The organism is Bradyrhizobium sp. GCM10028915 (genome assembly GCF_042666195.1).
Taxonomy (GTDB): Bacteria; Pseudomonadota; Alphaproteobacteria; order Rhizobiales; family Xanthobacteraceae; genus Bradyrhizobium; species Bradyrhizobium canariense_D.
Genome location: NZ_JBHTFN010000005.1, coordinates 115,344 through 138,479, shown reverse-complemented (window position 1 = coordinate 138,479; position 23,136 = coordinate 115,344). Strand labels below are relative to the sequence as shown.

General features: G+C 64.7%; 22 protein-coding genes and 1 pseudogene. 11 read left to right on the top strand and 12 right to left on the bottom strand.

All coding sequences use genetic code 11. From position 1 onward, the window contains the following. Positions 1-17 precede the first annotated feature (17 nt). Positions 18-551, bottom strand: a complete 534-nt coding sequence (locus ACFQX9_RS04220) for a DUF2244 domain-containing protein (protein ID WP_018459597.1) — start codon at positions 549-551, stop codon at positions 18-20. Between the two features lie 22 nt (positions 552-573). Here ACFQX9_RS04220 and nth point away from each other — a divergent pair, with 22 nt between their 5' ends. The 3 genes from nth to ACFQX9_RS04205 are packed head-to-tail and all read left to right on the top strand — an operon-like array spanning position 574 to position 4,112. Next, the gene (gene nth, locus ACFQX9_RS04215; RefSeq protein ID WP_377786738.1) at positions 574-1,326 is read left to right on the top strand and encodes an endonuclease III; all 753 of its coding nucleotides are present in this window, start codon (positions 574-576) and stop codon (positions 1,324-1,326) included. 34 nt (positions 1,327-1,360) lie between these two features. Continuing rightward, positions 1,361-2,497: an HlyD family secretion protein gene (locus tag ACFQX9_RS04210; protein WP_247474983.1), complete on the top strand. Its 1,137-nt coding sequence runs from the start codon at positions 1,361-1,363 to the stop codon at positions 2,495-2,497. Further along, entirely contained in the window at positions 2,484-4,112 is a 1,629-nt protein-coding gene (locus tag ACFQX9_RS04205; protein WP_368508959.1) for an MFS transporter, read from the top strand. Before ACFQX9_RS04210 ends, ACFQX9_RS04205 begins: the two co-directional genes overlap by 14 nt. A gap of 52 nt (positions 4,113-4,164) precedes the next feature. Here ACFQX9_RS04205 and ACFQX9_RS04200 read toward each other — a convergent pair whose 3' ends face one another. After that, a complete protein-coding gene (locus ACFQX9_RS04200) occupies positions 4,165-4,956 on the bottom strand; it encodes a phytanoyl-CoA dioxygenase family protein (RefSeq protein ID WP_018459592.1) in 792 nt (263 codons plus the stop codon). A 219-nt stretch (positions 4,957-5,175) separates the two neighbouring features. Then, positions 5,176-5,916: a sulfate transporter family protein gene (locus tag ACFQX9_RS04195; protein WP_377786735.1), complete on the bottom strand. Its 741-nt coding sequence runs from the start codon at positions 5,914-5,916 to the stop codon at positions 5,176-5,178. Positions 5,917-6,108: 192 nt separating this feature from the next. On the opposite strand from ACFQX9_RS04195, the gene ACFQX9_RS04190 reads away from it, so the two are divergent. Both ACFQX9_RS04190 and ACFQX9_RS04185 read left to right on the top strand, forming a co-directional pair. Next, positions 6,109-7,302 carry a CoA transferase gene (locus ACFQX9_RS04190; RefSeq protein WP_377786733.1) on the top strand — a complete coding sequence of 398 codons (1,194 nt, stop codon included), beginning with the start codon at positions 6,109-6,111 and terminating at the stop codon, positions 7,300-7,302. Next, complete coding sequence (locus ACFQX9_RS04185) at positions 7,299-8,243, top strand: hydroxymethylglutaryl-CoA lyase (RefSeq protein ID WP_377786731.1); 945 nt, start codon at positions 7,299-7,301, stop codon at positions 8,241-8,243. The genes ACFQX9_RS04190 and ACFQX9_RS04185 overlap by 4 nt, the downstream gene beginning before the upstream one ends. 186 nt (positions 8,244-8,429) lie before the next feature. Here ACFQX9_RS04185 and nikR read toward each other — a convergent pair whose 3' ends face one another. Further along, on the bottom strand, positions 8,430-8,876 hold the full coding sequence (nikR, locus tag ACFQX9_RS04180) for a nickel-responsive transcriptional regulator NikR (protein WP_085349927.1): 447 nt from the start codon (positions 8,874-8,876) through the stop codon (positions 8,430-8,432). A gap of 169 nt (positions 8,877-9,045) precedes the next feature. Next, the gene (locus ACFQX9_RS04175; protein ID WP_166517705.1) at positions 9,046-11,481 is read right to left on the bottom strand and encodes a heavy metal translocating P-type ATPase; all 2,436 of its coding nucleotides are present in this window, start codon (positions 11,479-11,481) and stop codon (positions 9,046-9,048) included. Positions 11,482-11,531: 50 nt separating this feature from the next. Between ACFQX9_RS04175 and ACFQX9_RS04170 the strand changes: the two genes are divergently transcribed. Continuing rightward, positions 11,532-11,807 (top strand): metal-sensitive transcriptional regulator, encoded by a 276-nt coding sequence (locus tag ACFQX9_RS04170; protein ID WP_007598521.1) that lies wholly within the window; start codon positions 11,532-11,534, stop codon positions 11,805-11,807. Positions 11,808-11,910: 103 nt separating this feature from the next. Here the strand turns inward: ACFQX9_RS04170 and ACFQX9_RS04165 are convergent, their stop codons facing one another. Next, positions 11,911-12,888, bottom strand: coding sequence for a YiiX/YebB-like N1pC/P60 family cysteine hydrolase (locus ACFQX9_RS04165; RefSeq protein ID WP_018459587.1), 978 nt, complete (start codon positions 12,886-12,888; stop codon positions 11,911-11,913). 191 nt (positions 12,889-13,079) lie between these two features. On the opposite strand from ACFQX9_RS04165, the gene ACFQX9_RS04160 reads away from it, so the two are divergent. Continuing rightward, complete coding sequence (locus ACFQX9_RS04160; RefSeq protein ID WP_377786728.1) at positions 13,080-14,477, top strand: flavin monoamine oxidase family protein; 1,398 nt, start codon at positions 13,080-13,082, stop codon at positions 14,475-14,477. A 156-nt stretch (positions 14,478-14,633) separates the two neighbouring features. Here the strand turns inward: ACFQX9_RS04160 and ACFQX9_RS04155 are convergent, their stop codons facing one another. From ACFQX9_RS04155 to pheS, 3 genes are read right to left on the bottom strand one after another with little or no spacing between them, the layout of a single operon-like run. Beyond that, on the bottom strand, positions 14,634-15,404 hold the full coding sequence (locus ACFQX9_RS04155) for a sulfite exporter TauE/SafE family protein (protein ID WP_018455726.1): 771 nt from the start codon (positions 15,402-15,404) through the stop codon (positions 14,634-14,636). A 22-nt stretch (positions 15,405-15,426) separates the two neighbouring features. Next, positions 15,427-17,835, bottom strand: a complete 2,409-nt coding sequence (gene pheT / locus ACFQX9_RS04150; protein ID WP_377786725.1) for a phenylalanine--tRNA ligase subunit beta — start codon at positions 17,833-17,835, stop codon at positions 15,427-15,429. After that, positions 17,832-18,914 (bottom strand): phenylalanine--tRNA ligase subunit alpha, encoded by a 1,083-nt coding sequence (gene pheS / locus ACFQX9_RS04145; protein ID WP_027514765.1) that lies wholly within the window; start codon positions 18,912-18,914, stop codon positions 17,832-17,834. Before pheS ends, pheT begins: the two co-directional genes overlap by 4 nt. A gap of 150 nt (positions 18,915-19,064) precedes the next feature. On the opposite strand from pheS, the gene ACFQX9_RS04140 reads away from it, so the two are divergent. Further along, positions 19,065-19,475 (top strand): hypothetical protein, encoded by a 411-nt coding sequence (locus tag ACFQX9_RS04140; RefSeq protein WP_377786721.1) that lies wholly within the window; start codon positions 19,065-19,067, stop codon positions 19,473-19,475. 1 nt (position 19,476) lies between these two features. Here ACFQX9_RS04140 and rplT read toward each other — a convergent pair whose 3' ends face one another. Together rplT and rpmI are read right to left on the bottom strand one after the other, a co-directional pair. Then, a complete protein-coding gene (rplT, locus tag ACFQX9_RS04135) occupies positions 19,477-19,836 on the bottom strand; it encodes a 50S ribosomal protein L20 (RefSeq protein ID WP_007598538.1) in 360 nt (119 codons plus the stop codon). Positions 19,837-19,917: 81 nt separating this feature from the next. Further along, positions 19,918-20,118, bottom strand: coding sequence for a 50S ribosomal protein L35 (gene rpmI / locus ACFQX9_RS04130; protein WP_007598540.1), 201 nt, complete (start codon positions 20,116-20,118; stop codon positions 19,918-19,920). Between the two features lie 269 nt (positions 20,119-20,387). Here rpmI and ACFQX9_RS04125 point away from each other — a divergent pair. Further along, a pseudogene (locus ACFQX9_RS04125) lies at positions 20,388-20,791 on the top strand (hypothetical protein). Positions 20,792-20,908: 117 nt separating this feature from the next. Here the strand turns inward: ACFQX9_RS04125 and infC are convergent. Next, complete coding sequence (infC, locus tag ACFQX9_RS04120; RefSeq protein ID WP_085349942.1) at positions 20,909-21,448, bottom strand: translation initiation factor IF-3; 540 nt, start codon at positions 21,446-21,448, stop codon at positions 20,909-20,911. A 249-nt stretch (positions 21,449-21,697) separates the two neighbouring features. On the opposite strand from infC, the gene ACFQX9_RS04115 reads away from it, so the two are divergent. Next, positions 21,698-22,510, top strand: a complete 813-nt coding sequence (locus ACFQX9_RS04115) for a carboxylesterase (protein ID WP_247474994.1) — start codon at positions 21,698-21,700, stop codon at positions 22,508-22,510. Between the two features lie 144 nt (positions 22,511-22,654). Further along, positions 22,655-23,122: a nuclear transport factor 2 family protein gene (locus ACFQX9_RS04110; RefSeq protein ID WP_018455732.1), complete on the top strand. Its 468-nt coding sequence runs from the start codon at positions 22,655-22,657 to the stop codon at positions 23,120-23,122. Positions 23,123-23,136: the final 14 nt, after the last annotated feature.

Sequence of the window (23,136 nt, the reverse complement as noted above, 5' to 3'; positions counted from 1 at the left end):
GATTTCCGATCCGCAAATCAGGTCACCGGATTGTAGGTCGGACCGCGCCTGGCGGCATTTAAGGCCTCAACCAAACCCTTGTAGAAACTTGCCTTTTCGTCCGGCCCCAGGAAGCGGGCGATCTGGATCTGGTGACCTCGCGAGATCAGATAGAGGTGCTCGATGCCAAAATCCTCGTCGATTTCCATGTCGAGTCGGACCCAGAGCGGATTGAAGGTCCATTCGACGACCTGGCCATGCTGGCTGACGCGCCGCACGCGCAATTCAGATGGCGTGACCACGATCTCCTCGCTGGCCCGCGCCGCACGGAAATTGGCCTTGAAAGCCCACCAGATCACCAGCACGTCGAGGCCGAAAAAGCCGAACACCGGCCAGGCGCCCATCATCAGGAAGACGAGGCCGGTGACGAAGCTGACGGCGCTCAGGAACAGCATCACGGCGAGGAAGCCGGTGCGGTTCAGCGAGCGGTGCGGCGTCAGGCGCGCGGAAAAGATCTGAGGCTCAGCCTCGCTTGCAGATCGTTCGCGCTCAATTTCATTGCCTGTGCTCATCGTCCCTCAGTATATCCCGATCATGGCGAAAATCACCCGCAAGCCGGCCCCCCGCAAAACGTCCGTGCCGAAGAAAAAGGCGAAGGCGGCCGCCGCGAAGCCTAAGGCCCCCGGCAAGAAATCCCTCAAGGCCACGAAACCCTGGACGCCGCCCGAGGTGCACGAGGTCTTCAGCCGTTTCCGCAAGGCCAACCCGGAGCCAAAGGGGGAGCTCGAGCACGTCAATCCCTTCACGCTGCTGGTCGCCGTGGTGCTGTCCGCACAGGCGACTGACGCCGGCGTCAACAAGGCGACGCGTGCGCTGTTTGCGGTCGCCGACACACCGCAGAAGATGCTCGACCTGGGCGAGGAACGCCTGCGCGAGTACATCAAGACCATCGGCCTCTACCGCACCAAGGCGAAAAACGTGATCGCGCTGTCGGCGAAGCTGCTCAGCGAGTTCGGCGGCGAGGTGCCGCGCACGCGCGCCGGGATCGAGTCGCTGCCGGGCGCCGGGCGCAAGACCGCCAATGTCGTGCTCAACATGGCCTTCGGCGAGCACACCATGGCGGTCGATACGCATGTCTTCCGCGTCGGCAACCGGACCGGACTTGCGCCCGGCAAGACGCCGCTGGAGGTCGAGCTCGGTCTCGAAAAGGTGATCCCGGCCGAGTTCATGCTGCATGCCCATCATTGGCTGATCCTGCATGGCCGCTATACTTGCCTCGCGCGCAAGCCGCGCTGCGAGGTTTGCCTGATCAACGATCTCTGCCGGTGGCCGGAAAAGACGGTCTGAAAATAGCGTTCGGGAAAGTGGTTTGGAGTCTAGCGTGAGTCAGCAGGAACAAATCTCGCCATCGCCACCTCCTGCTACACCGGCGCCGCCACCGAAGCCAACGCAGCCACCGGCGAGTTCGCTCTGGAGCCGGCTCGCGATTCCGCTGTTCGCGGTGATCGTCGCGCTCGGCTTCGTCGCGCTTGCAACGCAGCGCTTCGACGAATGGGTCGGCAATTCGGTGGTCCAGACCACCAACGACGCCTATGTGCGCGCCGAGCTGACGCGGCTCGCCAGTCGCGTCTCCGGCGAAGTGCTGACCGTCGGGGTCACCGACTTCCAGCGCGTCAAGGCCGGCGATCTCCTGATCCAGATCGATCCTGCCGACTATGAGACGCAAGTCGCGCAGGCCGAAGCGGCGGTCGCCGCTGCGCAGGCCGTGCTCGACAATCTGGCGAACCAGATCGAGCTGCAATATGCGACGATCGCGCAGGCGCAAGCCGCGCGGCTCTCGGCCGAAGCCGTGGAGGTCGAGGCGCGGCAGGAGCAGGAGCGTCAGCAGTCGCTGTCGCAGACCGAATCCGGTACGCGGCAGCGCTTCGAACAGGCGGTCGCAGGCTATGCCAAGGCGCAGGCCGACGTGCGCGCGAGCCGCGCCGTGATCGCGGCCCAGCAGCACCAGCTCGAAGTCCTGCAAGGCACCAGGAAGCAGCGCGCGGCCGATCTCGAAGCGACCAAGGCGACGCTGGCGAGCGCGAAGCTAAAGCTCGGCTACACCAAGATATCCGCGCCGTTCGATGGCGTCGTCGGCGAGCGACAGGTCCAGCCCGGCGACTACGTCAACATCGGCACCAACCTCATCAACGTCGTGCCGTTGCCGAAGGTCTATGTGATCGCGAATTACAAGGAGACCCAGCTTACCCACGTCGCACCGGGTCAGCCGGTCGAGATCACCGTCGACAGTTTCCCGCGCGAGAAGCTGCGCGGCCGGGTCGAGCGCATTGCGCCCGCGACCGGCGCGCAGGTCGCGCTGCTGCCGCCGGACAACGCAACCGGCAATTTCACCAAGGTCGTGCAGCGCATTCCCGTGCGCATCCAGTTCGACGACAACCAGCCGCTGCTGGCGCGGCTGGTGCCGGGCATGTCGGTCGTCACCAGCATCGACACCAAGGCCGGCAATGGCGGAAAATGACGATTCCAGTCGCGGACCGCTCTCGCGCGGCGGCGTCGCCCCGCAGCCGCTGTTTGCGGTGGCGGCGGTGCTGCTCGGCTCGTTCCTCGCCAATTTTGACAGCCGGCTGACCACGATTGGCCTGCCGGACCTGCGCGGCGCGTTCTCGCTCTCGTTCGACGAAGGCGCATGGCTCTCCACGGCGGGCATCGGCTCGCAGATCTTCATCGCGCCCGCGGTGGCCTGGCTTGCCACCGTATTCGGCCTGCGTCGCGTGCTGGGTATCCCCAGCCTCGTCTATGCCGCGGTCTCGCTGATCATCCCGTTCGTGCACGACTATCCGACATTGCTCGCGCTCAGCGTCGTGCATGGCCTCCTGCTCGGCACCTTCGTGCCGGCGACGCTGATGATCGTGTTCCGCAATTTACCGATCCGCTGGTGGCTTCCGGCGATCTCGATCTATTCGATCCGCGTCGGCTTCGCGCTCGATACATCGAGCTCGCTGGTCGGCTTCTATGTCGACCATCTCGGCTGGCAATGGCTGTACTGGCAGAGCGTCCTGATCGCGCCGCTGATGGGCCTGATGGTCTATTGGGGCACGCCGAACGAGCCGGTGAATCGCGCTTTGCTGCGCGACGCCGATTGGGGCGGCATGCTGCTGCTCGGCGCCGGCGTCTCGATGATCTATGCCGGGCTCGACCAGGGCAACCGTCTGGACTGGCTGGGGTCGGGGACTGTGATGGCGTTGATCATTGCCGGCGCGGTGCTGGTCGCGGGCTTCCTCGTCAACGAGTCCCTGGTGCGGCAGCCCTGGGCGCATGTGAACGTCTTGTTCTCGCGCAATATCGGCCTGGGGCTGGTCCTGATCCTGCTCTACACGCTGACCAGCCTCTCCAACGCGTCGCTGGTGCCGAATTTCCTCGCCACCATCGCCCTGCTCAGGCCGGAGCAGAGTGGCTTGCTGCTGCTCACCTGTGGCGCCTTGCCAATGTTCGTGCTGGTGCCGCTCTCGATCTGGCTGCTGCGGCATTTCGATACGCGCACGGTGGTGGTCGTGGGATTTGCCTGTTTCGCCGCCGCCAATCTCTGGGGCACGCAGCTCAGCCATGATTGGGCGCGCGAGGATTTCGCGGGCATCGTGCTGCTCCAGGCGATCGGGCAGTCGCTGACCTTGCTGCCGCTGATCATCACGCTGCTGTCCAACTCCGATCCGAGCCGTGCGACCTCGTTTGCCGCCTATATCCAGATCATGCGGCTCGGTGGCGCCGAGATCGGCATCGCGTTGATGGGGACGTGGCTGCGCGTCCGCGAGCAGATCCATTCCTTCTATCTCGGCCAGAATCTCGGTGTCGGCGACGTCGACGTGGTCCGCATGCTGAAACAGCTCGCCGACCATTTTGCGGCCCATGGTGCCGGCTCGGCACAGGCACGCGCGGTCGGTACGCTCGCCGGCCTCGTCCAGCGCGAGGCCAATGTGCTCGCCTATATCGACGGCTTCTGGCTGTGCTTCTGGGTCGCGATGGCGGCGCTCGGCGTCGTCACCCTGGTCACCCGTGCCCCGCCCGGCCCGTTCACGCCGGCGCCGTTCGGCTTCGCCAGGATGCTGTTGCGCAGATGCGGAGTGCCCCTGACGTAGGTTCAGGATCCAGACGACCCACGCGCCGAGCGACGGTCCGGGTTGGCTCTGACTATAACGTCAGACCACAAGCCCGACGGATGGCGATCTGAACCGGCGAGGGTGGCAACGCCGGGTCGAACTCGCCTGTTGGCAGCAGCGGCGGCTGTGCCATGAAACGCGGGCGCTTCCCCCGGTGAGGTTGCGCGGCGTGAACCAGGAATGGATGGCAGAGATAAACGGTCCCTGCCGCACCGATTGCCAGTTCAACGTCGCAATCTTCCGTAGAAGCGTAACCGTTGGCAGAGATCTGCTCCAGCGTTGCGCCTGCATCGCCATAGGGCAGCAGCTCCCGGGCGATGGTGGCGTGCGAACCTTTCCGTATCTTCGTTGGCGCATCCTCAGGGCCTACGCCCGAGAACAGGAAGAGCATCAGCAATGCGCGTCCGCTGCTCTTCACATTGACGCGCCACTGCATGAAATCCGGATTATCGAAGCCGAAACTCATGTCCACATGCCAGCCATCATCACCAGGGGATTCCGGTGAGGGAAAGCGGACCGGAAAAGTTCCGAGCGCATTGGGCGCGATCCAGCGGCGGTCACCCGCGAGTTGGTCATAGGCTTCGTGCAGGATCGGCGTGTTGGCGGCTTCAATGAATGGTGGCGAGGTCTTGGATCCCACCCGAATGACCGGCTGGGTCCAGCTTTCGGGCTCGTGTGGCGATAGACCAATATCCGCCCACAATTCGTCCCTGCATTGTTCCGCAAGGTGCGTGCTGAAGGCGTTCTCGATCTTGATGAAACCGTCGTCGATGAAGTTTAGGACCCGATGAGAGGTCACGCCGATGCGCTCGGTTTTGGGCATTGCACATTTCTCCGTTCGGCCACCGCGTCAGCGCAGCCGTCTTGATCTGATTGGCGCGATACGCCGGAACGACTTGGTCGCTCAGATCAGCGGGAAGAATGTGGACATGAAAATCATGCTGCGTACCTTACGGCGGCGGAGAGCAAAATCAAGACAAGCGGGACGCAGAGCGCCTCTACGAGGGGGCGTCGTACGAGCGCGCCGCCAAGTCCGCTTGACCTATCGCACCTGCCGCGCCGGCTCGATCAGCTCGGGCCGCGGACCTGACAGCCGCTTGTGCATGTGAACCATGAAGGCCATGGCGAAGATCGGCGTCGCCAGATTGACGATCGGGATCGAGACGAAGGCTGCGATGAACAGGCCCGCGGTGAAGATGGTGGCGGCGTTGTCGCGCCGCATCGCCTTGGCTTCCTCCGGCGAGCGAAACCGCATCGCCGCGAGCTCGAAATATTCGCGGCCGAGCAGCCAGGCCGTGGCGAGGAAGAAGACCAGGAAACCGGCGCCGGCGAAAAGCACCAGCGGTAATGCGACCAGATAGACCAGGATCGTCAGCAGCGCGGTCTTGACGCCCTCGTAGATCGCCTGGCTGAACGGCAGCGCGATCCCCGGCCGCTCCGCCGGATAGTGCTCGCGCTCGACGATGTCGGCGACGTCGTCGACGAACACGCTCGCAACCAGGGAGGTGATCGCGGGCATCAGGAACACAGCCCCGAACACGACGCCGAGGCCCGCGGCGATCGAAATGATCCAGGACAACACCTCGAGCGATGAGTGCCAACCCGGACCGAGCAGGCCTTCCAGCCACGCCTCGCCATAGGTCGCAAACCAGCTCAGCAGCCGCTGCAAGCCGATCGCCAGCACGATGATCAGCACCAGTGCGACGCCGATCGACCGCCACAGGATCGAGCGCATCGGCGGCGAGATCATTTGTGACAGCGCCTTGACGGCGGCATCCAGCATGGGAGTTCCTCTCACGAAATCACCCGCGAGAGGTAGACACCCCGGGCCACTTCGGCAAGGGAGATCGGCGGCACCGCTTATGGCCGGATTGACCGCTGGCATCAACGAAGCCACGATGAATTCGGCAAGACCGTTGCTCCACCAACCCGCTTGACAACAAGCGGAACCAGCGCGGCAAAGGAACAGGCGCATATGGCGATGGAAGAATCGGCGGACGGATTGCCGCTTGCAGGCGTGCGCGTGGTCGAGATGACCCACATGGTCATGGGCCCGACCTGCGGCATGATCCTGGCGCAGCTCGGAGCCGACGTGATCAAGGTCGAGCCGCCTGCGGGCGACAAGACCCGGAGCTTGGGGGGCATGGGGACCGCCTTTTTCCCATTGTTCAACCGCGGCAAGCGCAGCGTGGTGCTGGATTTCGAGAAGACTGAGGATCGCGACACCATGCACCGGCTGCTGGCGACCGCCGACGTGTTCCTTGAGAATTTTCGCGACGGCCAGCTCGGTAAGCAGGGGCTTGGCGCGGACGAATTGCGCCGCCGGCATCCGGGTCTGATCATTGCCGGCCACAAGGGATTCCTCTCCGGTCCCTACGAGCACCGCCCCGCGCTCGACGAGGTGGTGCAGATGATGGCGGGCCTCGCCGCCATGACCGGCACCAGCGAAAAGCCCCAGCGCGTCGGCTCGTCCGCCAACGACATCATGGGCGGCATGTTCGGTGTGATCGCGATCCTCGCGGCGCTCTATCAGAAGCGCGGAGGAAAACGCGACGGCGCCGACATCCGCATCGGCCTGTTCGAGAACTGCCTGTTTCTGGTTGCCCAGCACATGGTCGAATACGAGATGACCGGGAACAAGCCGCGCTCGATGCCGGAGCGCGAGCATGCCTGGCCAATCTATGACATCTTCGAGACCGCCGGCGGCGAGCGCATCTTCATCGGCGTCGTCACCGAAGGCCATTGGCAGAGCTTTTGCCGCGAGTTCGGGCTGACTAAATTCCTCGATGATCCCGCCTTGCGCACCACGACCGATCGCATCCTGGCGCGCGGGCGGATCATTCCGCGCGCGGCCGGGATCATCAGGCAGTGGGACGTGGCAAAACTGTCGCAGAGGCTGGATGCGCTCAACATCTGCTTTTCGCCGATCAACCGGCCCGAGGATCTCTTCACCGATCCGCATGTGCTGCGGCCGGGCGGGCTCGTCAACAATGTCACCGCCGACGGCAGGCCGTTCCGGGTGCCGGCGCTGCCGATCGAATGGAACGGCAGCCATATCGGCGAAGGCCTGAAGGTCGCGCCGCTCGGCGCCGACACTGCGGCCGTTCGCGCCGAGATCGACAATGAAAATGAAGATGCCACGTCAAAAACAACAGGGAGGCGCGGATGAGCCGGATTCAGGAGATTTACCCCTCAGGGCGCGTCAGCCTGCGCGAAGTCGGCCTGCGCGACGGGCTCCAGCTCGTGAAGAAAATTCCGTCGACCGACGCCAAGCAACGCTGGGTGCGCGAGGAATATGCCGCCGGCGTGCGGCATTTCGAGGTCGGCTCGTTCCTGCCGGCGAAGACTTTTCCGCAATTCGTCGATGTTCGTGATGTCGTCGCGACCGTCGCTTCATTGTCCGGCGCGCATGGCATCGCGCTTGCGCTCAACGAACGCGGCGTGAACGAGGCGCTGGAATCCGGCGTCGGCGAAATCGCCTCCGTGATCTCGGCGACGGAAGAGCACAGCCAGGCCAATGCGCACCGTTCGCGCGAGTCCGCCATCGTCAATCTGAAACGCCTGTGCGAGATGCGCGATGCCACCAGCCACAAGCCGCTCGTCAACGCGGCGATCTCGATGGGGCTGGGCTGCTCGATCACCGGGGCGGTCGACCCTGCAGAAGTGCTGCGGCTGGTCGACAAATGCCTCGAAGCCGGTGTCGATTTCGTCGGCATCGCCGACACCGTGGGCTATGCCGGGCCGAAGCAGGTGGCCGAGCTGACGCGCGCCGCGGTGAAGCTCGCAGGGTCGAAGCCGATCTGCATCCATCTCCACGATACCCGCGGCATGGGCATCGCGAACGCGGCCGCGGCGCTCGACGAAGGCGCGCGGATCCTCGACGGCTCGCTCGGCGGCCTCGGTGGCTGCCCCTTCGCCCCCGGTGCGACCGGCAATGTCGTGTTCGAGGATCTCGTGTTCCTGTGCGAGAGCAAGGGCTTTGCGACCGGCATCGATCTGGAGAAGTTGATCGCGGTGCGCCGGATCCTGCGCGAGGAGATGCCGAACGAAACGCTGTATGGCGGTGTTGCGCGTGCGGGCTTGCCGGGTCGGAGTGCGAAGGCAGCCTGATAAATGTCGCTCTCGTGTCCCGGATGCGGCGCGGCATGAAGTGACGCGACGCAGAGCCGGGACCCAAGAGCTTGCGCTAACGGTGAGATGGGCCCCGGCTCAGCAGCGCATCACCATAGCGTGTCGAAGACGCGCGTAAACGCGCTTGTGGTGCTGCGCTGCGTCCGGGGCACGAGAGGATAGCTCCTACTCATGCCGGTGCGTCTGCTTGCGTGCCTTCGTCGGCTTCGCTTCACCCGTCGGGATCATCACCACGCGGCCATAACGCACGCCGCGTTCGGCGATGATGTGGTCCGCGAAATGTCGGACCTCGGAGGCGTCGCCGCGCAGTGCCGTCATCTCCATGCAATTGTTGTCGTCGAGATGGACATGCAGCGTCGCCAGCGCGAGGTCGTGGTGGCCGTGGAATTCCTGCACCAGACGTTTTGAGAGGTCGCGGGCGGCGTGGTCGTAGACATAGACGAGACCGGCGACGCAAGAACCGGTCTGTGCGGTGTCCTCGCTGCTCTGTTGCAAGCCGGCGCGCGCGAGGTCGCGGATGATCTCGGAGCGGTTCTGGTAGCCGCGCGCGTCCGCTGCCGCGTCGATCTCCGCCAGCAGATCGTCCTCGATCGTGATCGTAATCCGCTGCATCAAGCCCTCTCCGCGGGTACCGCTTGGTACGTAGTGGTAGCCCGGATGGAGCGAAGCGCAATCCGGGACGGTTTCGATACGTGGACAAACCCCGGATTTCGCTCCGCTTCATCCGGGCTACGCGCAGCTTACCGCGTTTCGTGAACGGTGCGAGAGAGAAGGCGCTCGCTCACAGCGGCGTTGCCCGCAGCCGCAGCGCGTTTCCAACCACGCTGACCGAGGACAGCGCCATTGCGGCCGCGGCGATGATCGGCGACAGCAGCACGCCGAAGGTCGGATAGAGGATGCCGGCCGCGATCGGAATGCCCGCGGCGTTGTAGATGAAGGCGAAGAACAGGTTTTGCCGGATGTTGCTCATCGTCGCCTGCGACAGTTTTCGCGCACGCACGATGCCGGTGAGATCGCCCTTCAGCAGCGTGACGCCGGCGCTCTCCATCGCCACGTCGGTGCCGGTGCCCATGGCGATGCCGACTTCGGCAGCTGCCAGCGCCGGCGCGTCGTTGACACCGTCGCCGGCCATCGCGACGCTGCGGCCGGCCTTCTGCAGCTTCGTCACCACCGCGCTCTTCTGGTCCGGCAGCACCTCGGCCTCGACATCGGCGATGCCGAGCCTGCGCGCCACGGCCTGCGCCGTGGTGCGGTTGTCGCCGGTCAGCATGATGACCTTGATGCCTTCGGCCGCGAGTGCCTTCAGCGCCTCCGGCGTGGAAGCCTTGACCGGATCGGCGATCGCGAACAGGCCGGCGAGCCGGCCGTCGACGGCCATGTTGATCACGGTCGCGCCATCGCCGCGCAGCCGTTCGGCCTCGCCATCGAGCGTTTTGGTGTCGATGCCGATCGACATCAGATATTTGGCATTGCCGAGCACGATGGTTTTGGCGTCGACCTTGCCGGTGGCGCCCTTGCCTGTCGGCGAATCGAATTGCTCGACCTGGCCCAGCGCGAGCTGCTTCTCCTTCGCCGCGCGCATGATCGCGTCGGCCAGAGGATGCTCGCTGGCGCGCTCCACGCTGGCGGCCAAGCGGAGGATGTCATCTTCCGCAAAGCCGGCCGCCGGCACGATCGCGACCACCTTCGGCTTGCCCTCGGTCAGCGTGCCGGTCTTGTCGACCACCAGTGTGTCGATCTTCTCCATCCGTTCCAACGCCTCGGCGTTCTTGATCAGCACGCCTGCCTGCGCGCCGCGGCCGACGCCGACCATGATCGACATCGGAGTCGCCAGGCCAAGCGCGCAGGGGCAGGCGATGATCAGCACGCTGACGGCGGCGACGAGGCCGAAGGCCAGCCGCGGCTCCGGTCCGAACCAGGCCCAGGCTGCGAACGCGATGACGGCAACGGCGATCACCGCCGGCACGAACCAGCCCGCGACCTGGTCGGCGAGACGCTGGATCGGCGCGCGCGAGCGCTGCGCGTCCGCGACCATCTGCACGATCTGCGACAGCAGCGTCTCACGCCCGACCTTGTCGGCGCGCATGATGAAGCTGCCGGACTGGTTGAGCGTGCCCGCGATGACCTTCGCGCCCGTCTCCTTGGTGACCGGCATGGACTCGCCTGTTACCAGCGACTCGTCGAGCGAGGAACGGCCCTCCAGAATGACGCCGTCGACCGGCACTTTTTCGCCCGGACGCACGCGCAAGCGGTCACCGGCATGAAGGGCGTCGATCTCGACCTCGTGCTCGCCGCCGTCGGTATCGATGCGGCGCGCGGTCTTCGGGGCGAGCTGCAGCAGCGCCTTGATCGCACCCGACGTCGCATCGCGGGCGCGCAGCTCCAGCACCTGACCGAGCAGCACCAGCACGGTGATGACGGCCGCTGCCTCGAAATAAACCGCGACCGCGCCTTCGTGGCCGCGGAAGGTGGCAGGGAAAATCTGCGGCGTGATGGTGCCGATCAGGCTGTAGACATAGGCGACGCCCGTGCCCATCGCGATCAGCGTGAACATGTTGAGGTTGCGCGTCAGCAGCGACTGCCAGCCGCGGACGAAGAACGGCCAGCCGGCCCACAGCACCACTGGCGTTGCAAAGACGAGCTGGATCCGATTCGACAGCGTCGCATCGATCCAATTGTGCGGGCCCGCGAGATGGCCGCCCATCTCCAGCACGACGGCCGGCAGCGCCAGCGCGCCGCCGATCCAGAACCGCCGCGTCATGTCGGCAAGCTCGGGATTGGGACCGGTCTCCAGGCTCGCCACTTCCGGCTCCAGCGCCATGCCGCAGATCGGGCAGGTGCCGGGTCCGGCCTGGCGGATCTGCGGATGCATCGGGCAGGTGTAGATCGTGCCTGCGGGCATCTCGGGTTGGGGTGTCTTCTCCTTGGCGAGATATTTTGCGGGGTCGGCAGCGAATTTGGTGCGGCAGCCGGCCGAGCAGAAATGGAAGGTCTCGCCGTGATGGTCGAACCGGTGTTTTGAGGTCGCAGGATCGACCGTCATGCCGCAGACGGGATCGCGGACTGTTGCCGCGGCGCCGTGGTCATGCGCGTGATCGCCGTGCCCGCCGCAGCAGGAGGAGGCCGCGGGCTTGGCGACCGGCGGAGCTTTGCTGCCACAGCCGCATCCGGAACGTGTTTCCGCGTTGTGACGGTGCTCGTGTTCGGCGTCGTTCATTGCCACGCTCCGGCCTTGCAAGTCATACCCTGGGGGGGTATATAGTCGGCATGCGCAAGGACATCAAGGCATCTGTCGGAAAACGTCTCGGCCGGATCGAGGGGCAGGTTCGCGGCCTTTCGAAAATGGTCGAGGAGGACCGCTATTGCATCGACATCGTCACGCAGATCTCGGCGGTGCGCGCCGCCTTGCGCCGGGTCGAGGAAGAGGTTCTGAAAGATCACGTCGCCCATTGCGTCGAGCATGCGATCGCGAGCGGCGACAAGGCGGACCAGCGCGAGAAGATCGCGGAGCTGATGGCGGTGATTGGGCGGGCGGAGCGGTAGATCGCCGTCATTGTGAGGAGCGTAGCGACGAAGCAATCCAGACTGCTCAGGCAGAGACCTGGATTGCTTCGCTGCGCTCGCAATGACGATAGTGGAGCGACGGCTACGCCGCCCGTTCGCGCGCCCGACCGCGCCGCCTTGGGCGGTCCATGGCCAGCTTCTTCAGCCGCCGGAAGCGCTCCGAGACGGTGACGCGATCGACCGTCTCCGCTGGGTGCGCGCTCACTTCTTCAGCCGGAATCGGCGCCTCTTCGTCAATCGTTTCAGGAACGAGCGGCGGCGCACGGAACGTTTCTGGAAACACACCGAAGGTGCCGGCTACCTCCTCGAGCGGCTTCTGCTTGTCGGCCCAGTGCAAGGCGGTGTAGTCGAAGCCGTGCACGATGGTGGGTTTGACGACTTCGAAATAGGGCGAGATGTCGAAGTCGCGGGGCATGTAGAGCGAGGAATCGCGGATGTGCAGGATCTCGCGGCGGGCAGCACGGCTGCCGGCCTTGGTGATCTTGGGCAGGATCGGGTAACGCACGGCGTCGAACGCTTGCGCGATCAGGGCCGAGCAGATGATCTTGGTGGGATCGCCCGAGCCGATCGAGATCATGCGCCGCCGCCAGCGCTGCGGGATCGGCAGCGGAAACAGAAAGCGCATCAGGTCGACGATGTTCTTGGTGTCGTAGCCGAAGCCGATGCGGTTGATTGCATAGCGGCAGACCGTGGTGCGGTCCTCATAGGACAGCCCGACCGGGCGGCAGACGCGGGTGTGATAGGGAAAATATTTCGACAGCGGCGCGGAGGTGACGCCTTCGCCGATATTGGCCTCGATCAGCACGTGCGGCTCGCCGTCGGGTTCTTCCGCACCCTCGATCGGGCCGACATAGAGTGCGCCGTGGGACCAGGTCGACTGCGTCAGATATTTGATGATGCCAGAGATGCGGTTGTTGCCCTCGACCAGCAGCACGTCGCCGGGCTCGATGACGCCGCGCAGGTGCTCCGGGTCGCTCGGCGTGAACGGCTCATAGCCCGGCACCTCCTTCGAGAGGTACGCGGCAATCAGCTTGCCGACTGAGTCCAGGACCGTCCCCATTTCAAACTCCCCCACGGCCTTTTCCGGCCGTCTTTTTCTCTTCTCTACCATGGTCGGAACGTGTTGCAATTCGGTTCATCGATTTGTGACATCAAGCACGATTGATTCACCATGATGGTTGCCGCGCAACATCAGATACGGCAAGGTTCGCTAGCTGTTCCCGTTTGCCGCAAGTCTCCGGAAACCATGACATGACAATCACGCGCCGCAGTTTCCTATCGGCGTCGGCGGGCCTTGCCGCGATGCCGGTCCTGCGCGCAACCGCCGCGACCCTGCCGCGCGAGGCTGACATTCTCGTGATCGGCGCGGGCGCGGCGGGAATTGCCGCGGCGCGGCGTATCATGGCGGCCAATCGCAAGGTCGTGGTGGTGGAGGCTGCGTCGCAGATCGGCGGCCGCTGCATCACGGATACGACCACCTTCGACACGCCGTTCGATCGCGGCGCGCGCTGGATGCACAATCCCGATACCAATCCGATGATCCGGCTGGCGCGCAGTGCCGGGCTCGACGTTCTGCCGGCGCGCTCAGGCCAGAAGATGCGCATCGGCCGCCGCAACGCACGGGCCGGCGAGACCGAGGAGTTCCTGGCGGCGTTGGTCCGGGCCAACCGCGCCATCGACGAGGCCGCGCGCGGCAAGCTCGATACCGCCTGCGCCTCGGTGCTGCCGAAGGATCTCGGCGACTGGGCCGGGGCGGCCGAGTTCATGCTGGGTGCGAGCTTCGCCGGCAAGGACCTGAAGGAGCTGTCTGCGATCGACAAGGCGCGTGCACAGGATCGCAACGCCGCGATCGCCTGCCGCCAGGGCCTGGGGACCCTGATCACCAAACTGGGTGAGCAGGCGCCGGTCGCACTGTCGACACCGGCGAGCCGGATCGTCTGGAGCAATCGCGACGTCAGCGTGGAGACACAGGCCGGCAGGATCGCCGCCCGCGCGGCCATCATTACGGTCTCGACTAATGTCCTGACCTCGGGCGCGATCAAGTTCGGGCCTGACATTCCGAAGCGCACGCTCGATGCCGCATCAAAGCTCACGCTCGGGAGCTACGATCACATCGTGCTGCAGCTACCGGGCAATCCGCTCGGCCTGTCGCGCGACGACATCCTGATCGAGCAGAGCAACTCGACGCGCACGGCGCTGATGTTCGCCAATATCGGCGGCTCCTCGCTGTGCTCGATCGATGTCGGCGGCTCGTTCGGCCGTGATCTCACCCAGCAAGGCGAGAAGGCGATGACGGCCTTCGCCAGAGAATGGATCACGAAGCTGTTCGGCAGCGAAGTTGCCGCCGCAGTGCAGAAAGCCAGCGTGACGCGCTGGAACGCCTCGCCTTTCGTCATGGGTGCGATGTCGGCGGCCTCGCCGGGCGGTCAGCTCTCGCGAAAAATCCTGACCGAGCCGATCGGCAACATGTTCCTCGCCGGCGAAGCCACGCACGAGACGCTCTGGGGCACCGTCGACGGCGCCTGGGAAAGCGGCGAGCGCGCCGCGGACGCGGCCTTGCGCAAGATCGGCGCGCTCAAGGACGAGCCGGCCGATGTGCCAACGCAGTCGACGAAGAAGCGGCGCGCGCCGCAGTCGCAGAGGAACTAATTCAGTCGTCGTCTTGGACAAGCGCAGCGAAGCGAAGCGTAGATCCAGACCCATTACCCCAGGGCGCAGTTTGGCGAAGACTTGGGGCTGTCAGCTTCTATAGCGCTGACCGGGGGAATGGGTCCTGGCTTTCGCCAGGACGACTCGCGGAGAGACTTACCGTAACACCCCGTCCAGCAGCGGCAGTCCCGCGATCACCGCGAGCGCGATCAGCGCGTAGCAGATGGCGCGAAACACTTTCTCGCTGGCACGGCCGAACAGCGACGCACCGAAGGCGACGCCGATCGCATAGACCGGCCCGACGATGAGCGATAGCACAAGCGACTCGCGTGAGATCAGGCCTGTGGTCGCGTAACTGATCATCGAGAAGAAATCCGACGCGCCGAAGAACAGCAAGATGTTGGCGCGCGCGACGATCGATGCGACCGGGCGGCCGAGCCAGTAGCCGACGATCGGCGGGCCGCCGGTCTGGGCGAGGCCGCTACAGAAGCCGGAGAGGCTGCCGATGCCGACCGAGAGCCACGCGTGGTCCTTGCCGCGATAGCGCCAGCCCGACAGCAGCAAGAGCAACAGCGCGGCGACGAAGCAGGAGATGATCCACCGCGTCGTAACGGGTTCGAGCACGCTGAGGAAATAGGTGCCGACGGGCACGCCGACCAGCGCGCCCAGCACGATCACGGCGGTGGCCTTGCGGTCGGCCTTGCGCCAGGCGTCAGGCAGCAGCGGCGCGGCCGCGACGAAATCGATCACGAGGAGCAGCGCGGCAACCAGACGCGGCGCCGCGATGCTGCTCGCCAACGGCATGAAGATCAGCGCCGAGCCGAAGCCGGAGAAGCCGCGCGCGGTGCCCGAAACGAAAGCGACGGCGCAGAGCGCCATCGCAATGGTGAGGCTGACATCCTTTGGAAGAAAGTCAGTGAGATTCATGCTCTATGATTCTCGAGCATGATCATGCTCTCAAAGTGCCGCCGGTCTTCTTCGTCACCTCCGCCACGATTTTCGCGGCGACGGCCTCGATCTCCTGGTCGGTCAGGGTCTTTTCGCGCGGCTGAATCGTCACCGCGATCGCGATCGACTTCTTGCCGTCGTCGATGCCCTTGCCTTCGTAGACGTCGAACACGTTCACAGCGGTGATCAGCTTCTTGTCGACGCTCTGAGCCGCGCGCATGATGTCGCCGCCCTTCACGGTGCGGTCGACGATGAAGGCGAAGTCGCGCGACACAGGCTGGAATGCCGACAGCTCGATCACGGGCTTGGCACGGGTCGGCTTTTTCTTCGCCTCGGGGATGCGGTCGAGGATCACCTCGAACACCATCAGCGGGCCGCCGGCACCGAGCGCCTCGAGCGCGCGCGGATTCATCTCGCCGAAATAGCCGAGCACGTTTTGCGGCCCGATCTGGATCGTACCGGAGCGCCCGGGATGCAGCCAGGACGGGCCGCCCGCGACGATCTGAAGGGCCTGCATTGGTGCGCCGGCGGCGGCGAGTACCGCGAGCGCATCGGCCTTGGCATCGAACACGTCAGCCTGCGCCGAACCCGACCAGTGTCGTCCCAGACCTTGCGACGACGCAAAGCCGCGGCGGAGGCCGCTTGCCGCCATGAACTGATCCTGCGGGCGATCGCCCTTGAACACCTGCCCTACCTCGAATAGCGCGACATCGCTCAAGCCGCGATCGGCATTGGCCTGCGCCGCCGCGATCAGGCCGGCCAACAGGGTCGGGCGCATGTCGGACAAATCCGACGCGATCGGGTTGGCGACCTCGAGTTCGCGCTGGCCGCCGCCGAACAGCTCTGCGGCTGACTTGGTGATGAAGGACCAGGTCACCGCTTCGATGATGCCGCGGCTCGCCAGCGCGCGCCTGGCGCGGCGGGTGCGGAGCTGGAGCGGGGTCAGCACGGATTTGCGTGCGTCCTCGCCGCGCTCGAACGGCGTCATCGGCACCTTGTCGACGCCGTAGATGCGGACGACTTCCTCGACGATGTCGGCCTTGCCGTGCACGTCGGTCCGCCATGACGGCACCGCGACCTTCACGACGGGCCCCGGGCCCGCCATCATGAAGCCGAGATGAGTCAGGATGCGCTTGATCTCCGGCATCGGTACCTCGATGCCCGAGAGGCGCTTGACCTCGGTCACCGGAAAATCGATCACGCGGTCGTCGCCGAAGCTCTTGCCGACCACGACGTTCTCGGACGGCGTGCCGCCGCACATCTCCAGCACGAGTTTTGTCGCGAGCTCCAGCCCCGGCACCATGAAAGCCGGATCGACACCGCGCTCGAAGCGGTAGCGCGCGTCCGAATTGATGCCGAGCTTGCGGCCGGTCTGGGCGATGTTGATCTCGTTCCAAAGCGCCGATTCGATCAGCACGTCGGTGGTAGTCTCGTCGCAGCCCGAGGCCTCGCCGCCCATGATGCCGGCAAGCGATTCGACGCCGTGCTCGTCCGCGATGACGCAAATCGCGGGATCGAGATTGTAGCTGCGGCCGTCAAGCGCGAGCAGCGTCTCGCCGTCGCGGGCGCGGCGCACCACGAGATTGCCCTTCACTTTCTTCGCGTCGAACACGTGCAATGGCCGTGCGCGGTCGTAGGTCATGAAGTTGGTGATGTCGACCAGTGCGTTGATCGGGCGCAGCCCGATGGCGGTCAGTCGCTTCTGCAGCCATTCCGGCGACGGCCCGTTCTTCACGCCACGCACGAGCCGCAGCGCGAAGCCCGGGCACAGCACCGCGTCCTCGACCGTGACCTTCACCGGGCAGGGGAATTCGCCCTTGATCGGCTTGATTGTGGGGTCCTTGAACTTGCCCATGTCGGCGGCGGCAAGGTCGCGCGCGATACCGTGCACGCCGGTGCAGTCCTGCCGGTTCGGCGTCAGGTTGATCTCGACTACGGGATCGCCGAGGCCGGCCCATGCGGCGTAGGCAGCGCCGATCGGCGCATCCGCGGGCAATTCCATGATGCCGTCATGGTCGTTGGAAATCTGCAGTTCGGCCGCCGAGCACAGCATGCCGCGGCTCTCGACTCCGCGGATGGTGCCGACACCGAGCGTGATGTCCTTGCCGGGAATGTAGGTGCCGGGCGGCGAAAACACGCTGACGAGACCCGTCCGCGCATTCGGCGCCCCGCACACCACCTGCACGGGTGCGCCGCCATCACCGGTGTCGACCATGCAGACGCGCAGCCGATCCGCATTCGGATGCTGCTCGGCGGATATCACCTTCGCGATGGTGAAAGGCTTCAGCGCCTTCGCCTTGTCCTCGATGTTCTCGACCTCGAGCCCGATCATGGTGAGCTTCTCGGCAAGCTTGTCCAAGGGCTCGTCGGTCTCGAGATGTTCCTTCAGCCAGGAGAGAGTGAATTTCACGAGCTCAGCCCTCCCGCGAGGGTCGGTACTTCGAGCGGCTTGAAGCCGTAATGGGACAGCCAGCGGACGTCGCTGTCGAACAGCTGGCGCAAATCGGCGATGCCGTATTTCAGCATGGCGATGCGGTCGATGCCCATGCCCCAGGCAAAGCCCTGGTACTCGTCGGGATCGATGCCGCAGGCGCGCAGCACGTTCGGATGCACCATGCCGCAGCCGAGAATCTCGAGCCAGTCCTCGCCCTCGCCGAAGCGGATCTCGCCCTTGTCGCGGCGGCACTGGATGTCGACTTCCAGCGACGGCTCCGTGAACGGGAAGAACGAGGGCCGAAAGCGCATGTTGATGTGGTCCACCTCGAAGAACGCCTTGCAGAACTCGTGCAGGATCCATTTGAGATGGCCGAGATGGGAGTGCTTGTCGATGACGAGGCCTTCGACCTGGTGGAATTGCGGCGTGTGGGTCGCGTCCGAATCGATGCGATAGGTGCGGCCCGGGCAGATCACGCGGATTGGCGGCTTCTGGCTCAGCATGGTGCGCACCTGCACCGGCGAGGTGTGGGTGCGCAACAGCATGCGGGAGCCGTCCTCCTTCGGGTGGAAGAAGAACGTGTCGTGCATCTCGCGCGCGGGATGGCCTTCCGGAAAATTCAGCTTGGTGAAGTTGTAGTCGTCGGTTTCGATATCGGGGCCTTCGGCAACCGAGAATCCCATGTCGGCGAAGATCGTGGTCAGCTCGTCCCAGACCTGGCTCAGCGGATGGATGCGGCCGGCCTCGGCGGGCGCATCGCGCAGCGGCAGGGTGACGTCGATGGTTTCCGACGCAAGCCGCGCGTCGAGCGCCGCCGATTTCAAGACGTCGCGCCGCGCGGCGAGCGCCTCGGTGACCTTGTCCTTGGCCTGGTTGATCGCGGCGCCTTGCGTCTTGCGCTCGTCCGGGGACATTTTTCCGAGCGTGGCAAGCAGCGCCGAGATCGAACCCTTCTTGCCGAGGGCTGCGACGCGCACCGCTTCGAGGGCGGCCTCGTCGCCGGCGGCGGCGATCTGGTCGAGGATGGATGTTTCGAGCATTGCGAGGTCGGACACGGTCAAATCCCTGCTGCCAAATTCGGCTGGGTTGTCGCCGCCCGAAGGCCGTAACGTCAAGCGAAAAGCCGGTCATTCGGGCTGACGAGCGGCTGGGTTGAACCTCGCGCGGGAGGCTGGCACCAAGGAGGATACGAGGAGACTTTCGCGATGCTCTCAAGATCCGGTCTGGCTGCTCTCGCCGTCGTTCTCTTGGTCGCGAGCACCCCGGCGCGCGCCATGGTCTGCATGGAGAAGTCCATGACGCTGGACGAGGTCGTTGACACCATCGGTGCCCAGAAGGGCTGCGAAAGCGCGATGAAGGTGTTTCAGGATTGCCAATTGACCGCGAGCGGCGATGTCCAGCTCGGCGCCGCCGTCGAGAAGAAATGCGAGGCGGACTTCATGCCCGGCCTCAACACGGTGCGGAAACAGGCTTACCAACGCGAGATGCGCGTGTGCGACCGGAAGTACCGGAATAAATCCGGCACCATGTATCTGTCGTTCACGGCATTCTGCCGGGCGGAGGTCGCCCAGCGCTACTCGCAACGCGCGCTGAAGGCCGGCGGAGCCGGCCGCTAGCTCAGGCCGCCAGAGCGGCCTTGGCCTTCTCGGCGATCGCCTGGAACGACGCGGGCTCGTTGATCGCGAGATCCGACAGCACCTTGCGGTCCACGGTGATCCCGGACTTGGCCATGCCATCGATAAAGCGGCTGTAGGTCAGGCCGAACGGACGCACGGCGGCGTTGATGCGCTGGATCCAGAGCGCGCGGAACGTCCGCTTCTTGCGCTTGCGATCACGGAAGGCATAGACGAGAGCCTTCTCGACCGCCGGCTTGGCGGTGCGGATCGTGTTCTTGCGGCGGCCGCGGAAACCCTTGGCGGCCTTATAGACTTTCTTGTGCTTGGCGTGGGCGGTCACACCGCGTTTGACGCGAGCCATGACAAAAATCCTTCGAAAGATGACTTGATGTTCGGATCGCCGCGAAAGCTGCGGCGCGGGTGGCAATGATCGTGGACGCGATCAGGCGTTCGGCAAGAAGTACTTCTTGACGTTGTCGCCGTCGGTCTTGAACAGCACGGCGGTGCCGCGCAGCTGCCGGATCTGCTTCTTCGTCCGCTTGATCATGCCGTGACGCTTGCTGCGATGAGCGAACATCACTTTGCCGGTGGCAGTCACCTTGAAGCGCTTTTTAGCGCCCGATTTGGTCTTCAGCTTGGGCATTTGGCTCTCCTAATGGCCATAGAAATCCGCCCGCAAAGGCGGCTGGCCGTCAAAATGCTCGTTAGAGCGTTGATTGTGCTCAGGTTTTACGAACAAGCGCGAAACCCGCACGGACACCGCACGGCAGCCCTTAATCAGCCGGGCAATGAAGGCTGGGCTTATGACAGAGGACGGGCGAATTGGCAACGATGAACCGGTGGAACCTAGCCGGCGACTATCCGGAATTGCTAACCTCATGTCCGAGCCGTGTGACCCGGAGCAGGACCAGAATGCCCCCTTTTTCCCAAACGCTGTCGTCCTTGACTGATGTCGCTCGTCCGCGCTGCCTGGCGCTGTTGGCCGTGCTCGCCATGGCCGCGTTTCCGTCGAGTGCCAATGCGCGCATCCGCGGCTATGACGGCGTCTGGAACGTCACCTTCGCCACCACCCGCGGCAATTGCAGCTCGGGCTACAGCGTCCCCTTCACCGTCACCGGCAGCCGGGTGTCGTCCCCGGCGGCGGTCGGGTCTCCGGCAAGGTCAATCGCAGCGGTACCGTCGCGGTCCAGGTCTCGGTCGGGGCCTCCCATGCCAGCGGCGGCGGCCGCCTCGCTGGCGTGAACGGCGCCGGTTCGTGGAGGGGTATCATCTCCGGCGATCAGTGCAGCGGCACCTGGCATGCGACGAGGACGTAATTATCGCCTCCAGAGGACGGTGCGCTCTCTCTTGCGCAAGCGGGAGAGGCAAAAAAACAAAACGGCCCGCCGGAGATCCGGACGGGCCGTTGAATTCTTCAGCCTAAAGAACCAGCGTCAGCGCGGCGCCAGCACCATGACGACCTGACGGCCCTCGAACCGCGCGTCCTGCTCCACCTTGGCGAGCTCGGCGACGTCGGTCTTGATCTTGTCGAGCAGCTTGGTGCCGATCTCCTGGTGCGCCATTTCGCGGCCACGATAGCGCAGGGTGATCTTGACCTTGTCGCCTTCTTCGAAGAACCGCTGCATGGCGCGCATCTTCACTTCGTAATCGTGGTCGTCGATCATCGGGCGGAGCTTGATCTCCTTGATCTCGACGATCTTCTGCCGCTTGCGGGCTTCGGCGGCTTTTTTCTGCGCGGAATACTTATACTTCCCGTAGTCCATGATCTTGCAGACGGGAGGGCTGACGTTCGGCGAGATCTCGACCAAATCCATGCCGGCTTCCTGGGCCAAGCGGATAGCCGCGACGGTCTCGATGGTGCCCTTGTTGTCACCGGTCTGATCGATCAGCTGGATCTGCGCATTGCGAATATCGTCATTGATGCGCGGCCCGTCTTTGGCGGCAGTGGGCGGGGCTTTATTTGGACGGCGAATGGGTGGTTCTCCAAAGTTATGAAAAGAGGCGGCTATTTTGCAGGAAGATACGGTTGCCGGCAAGCAATCGCTCGTGCGGCGGTCGAAAAAGCCTCAAATGCGAGGCATTTTGGCCACGGCGGGGCACGCAGAGGGACATAGACACCTTGCTTCTGTTCCGCAAGCGTCCCAAAGGGCCAATGACGACGTCCGGCTGCGCTGCGGAGCACGTCCGGACAGCTCAAACCGCACAGCCAGAGTAAACGTTCCATGAATCACCCAATTCCCGATGCCGTGCTCGACTTCATCGATGTGGGCGAAGGCCCGTCCGCACGCCGGATCGCGGTGCGCCGCCGCGCGGCCCAAGAATCAAGTCAAGGACCTGGGCTGGTCTGGCTCGGCGGTTTCAAGTCGGACATGCAGGGCAGCAAGGCCGTGGCGCTGGACGAATGGGCCCGGGATCACGGCCGCGCCGTGGTCCGGTTCGATTATTCCGGCCACGGCGAATCCGGTGGCGATTTCGTCGACGGAACCATCGGGCGCTGGCTCGAGGAAAGCGTCGCGGTATTCGAGCGGTTCTGCGACGGCCCGCAAATCCTGATCGGCTCGTCCATGGGCGGCTGGATGGCGCTGCTGCTCGCGCGCGAGATCAAAAAGCGGCAAAAGAAACTGCAAGCCAAAGCCTCGCTGGCGGGCCTGGTGCTGATCGCGCCGGCGCCCGATTTCACCGAGGAGCTGATGTGGAAGAATTTTCCGGCCGCGGTGAAGAAAGAAATCGAGACCAAAGGCGTCTGGCTGAGACCGTCGAACTATGGCGACGGCTTGCCCTATCCGATCACGCGGAATCTAATCGAGGAGGGACGCAACCACCTCCTGCTCGGCAGCGCCATCGATCTCGGCTGTCCCGTCCGCATCCTGCAAGGTGCGCAGGATCCTGACGTGCCCTGGCAGCACGCGTTCGCCCTGACCCATCGCCTGCCGGCCGACGACGTCGTGCTGACCATGATCCAGGACGGCGATCACCGCCTCTCGCGCCCGCAGGACATCGCCCGCATTCTTGCCGCCGTGGCCGAGATCGGGTGAAATCGTCACCCAGCACTCGGTGTCATCGCCCGACTTGATCGGGCGATGCAGTATTCCAGAGGCGCTCGTGCTCAAGCCGAGAAGCCGCGGCGTACTGGATGCCCCGGTCGGGGCATGACTGAGAATGGGAGGGGAGAATCGCCGATGACCACCACCGCCATGCTGCGCGCCTTCTGCGACGCCGTCGAACAACGCAACGGAAAAGCCTTTGCGGATCTCTTCACCGAGGACGGCGTCTATCACGACGTGTTCTATGGCGCCTTCGCCGGCCGCGAGAAGATCGCCGCGATGATCGACGACTGGTTCTATCGCACGGCGACCGACTTTCGCTGGGACATGCACGACCCGGTGTCGAACGGCACCACGCTCTATGCGCGCTACACGTTCAGCTATCGCTCGATCTTGCCGGAGGCTGATGGCGCGCGGGCGATGTTCGAGGGCGTGGCGATCATGACGCTCCGGGACGGAAGGATCGTCAGCTATCACGAGGTCGCCAACACCGCGCCGGCGTTTGTCGATTTGAAGTTTGCGCCGGAACGGATTGCGAAGATCGTCGCCAGACAGGGCGCGGAGCTCAAGGCGCGGCCGGAGATGAAGCGCCATTTGGGTTAGCCGTCGTTCTTGCG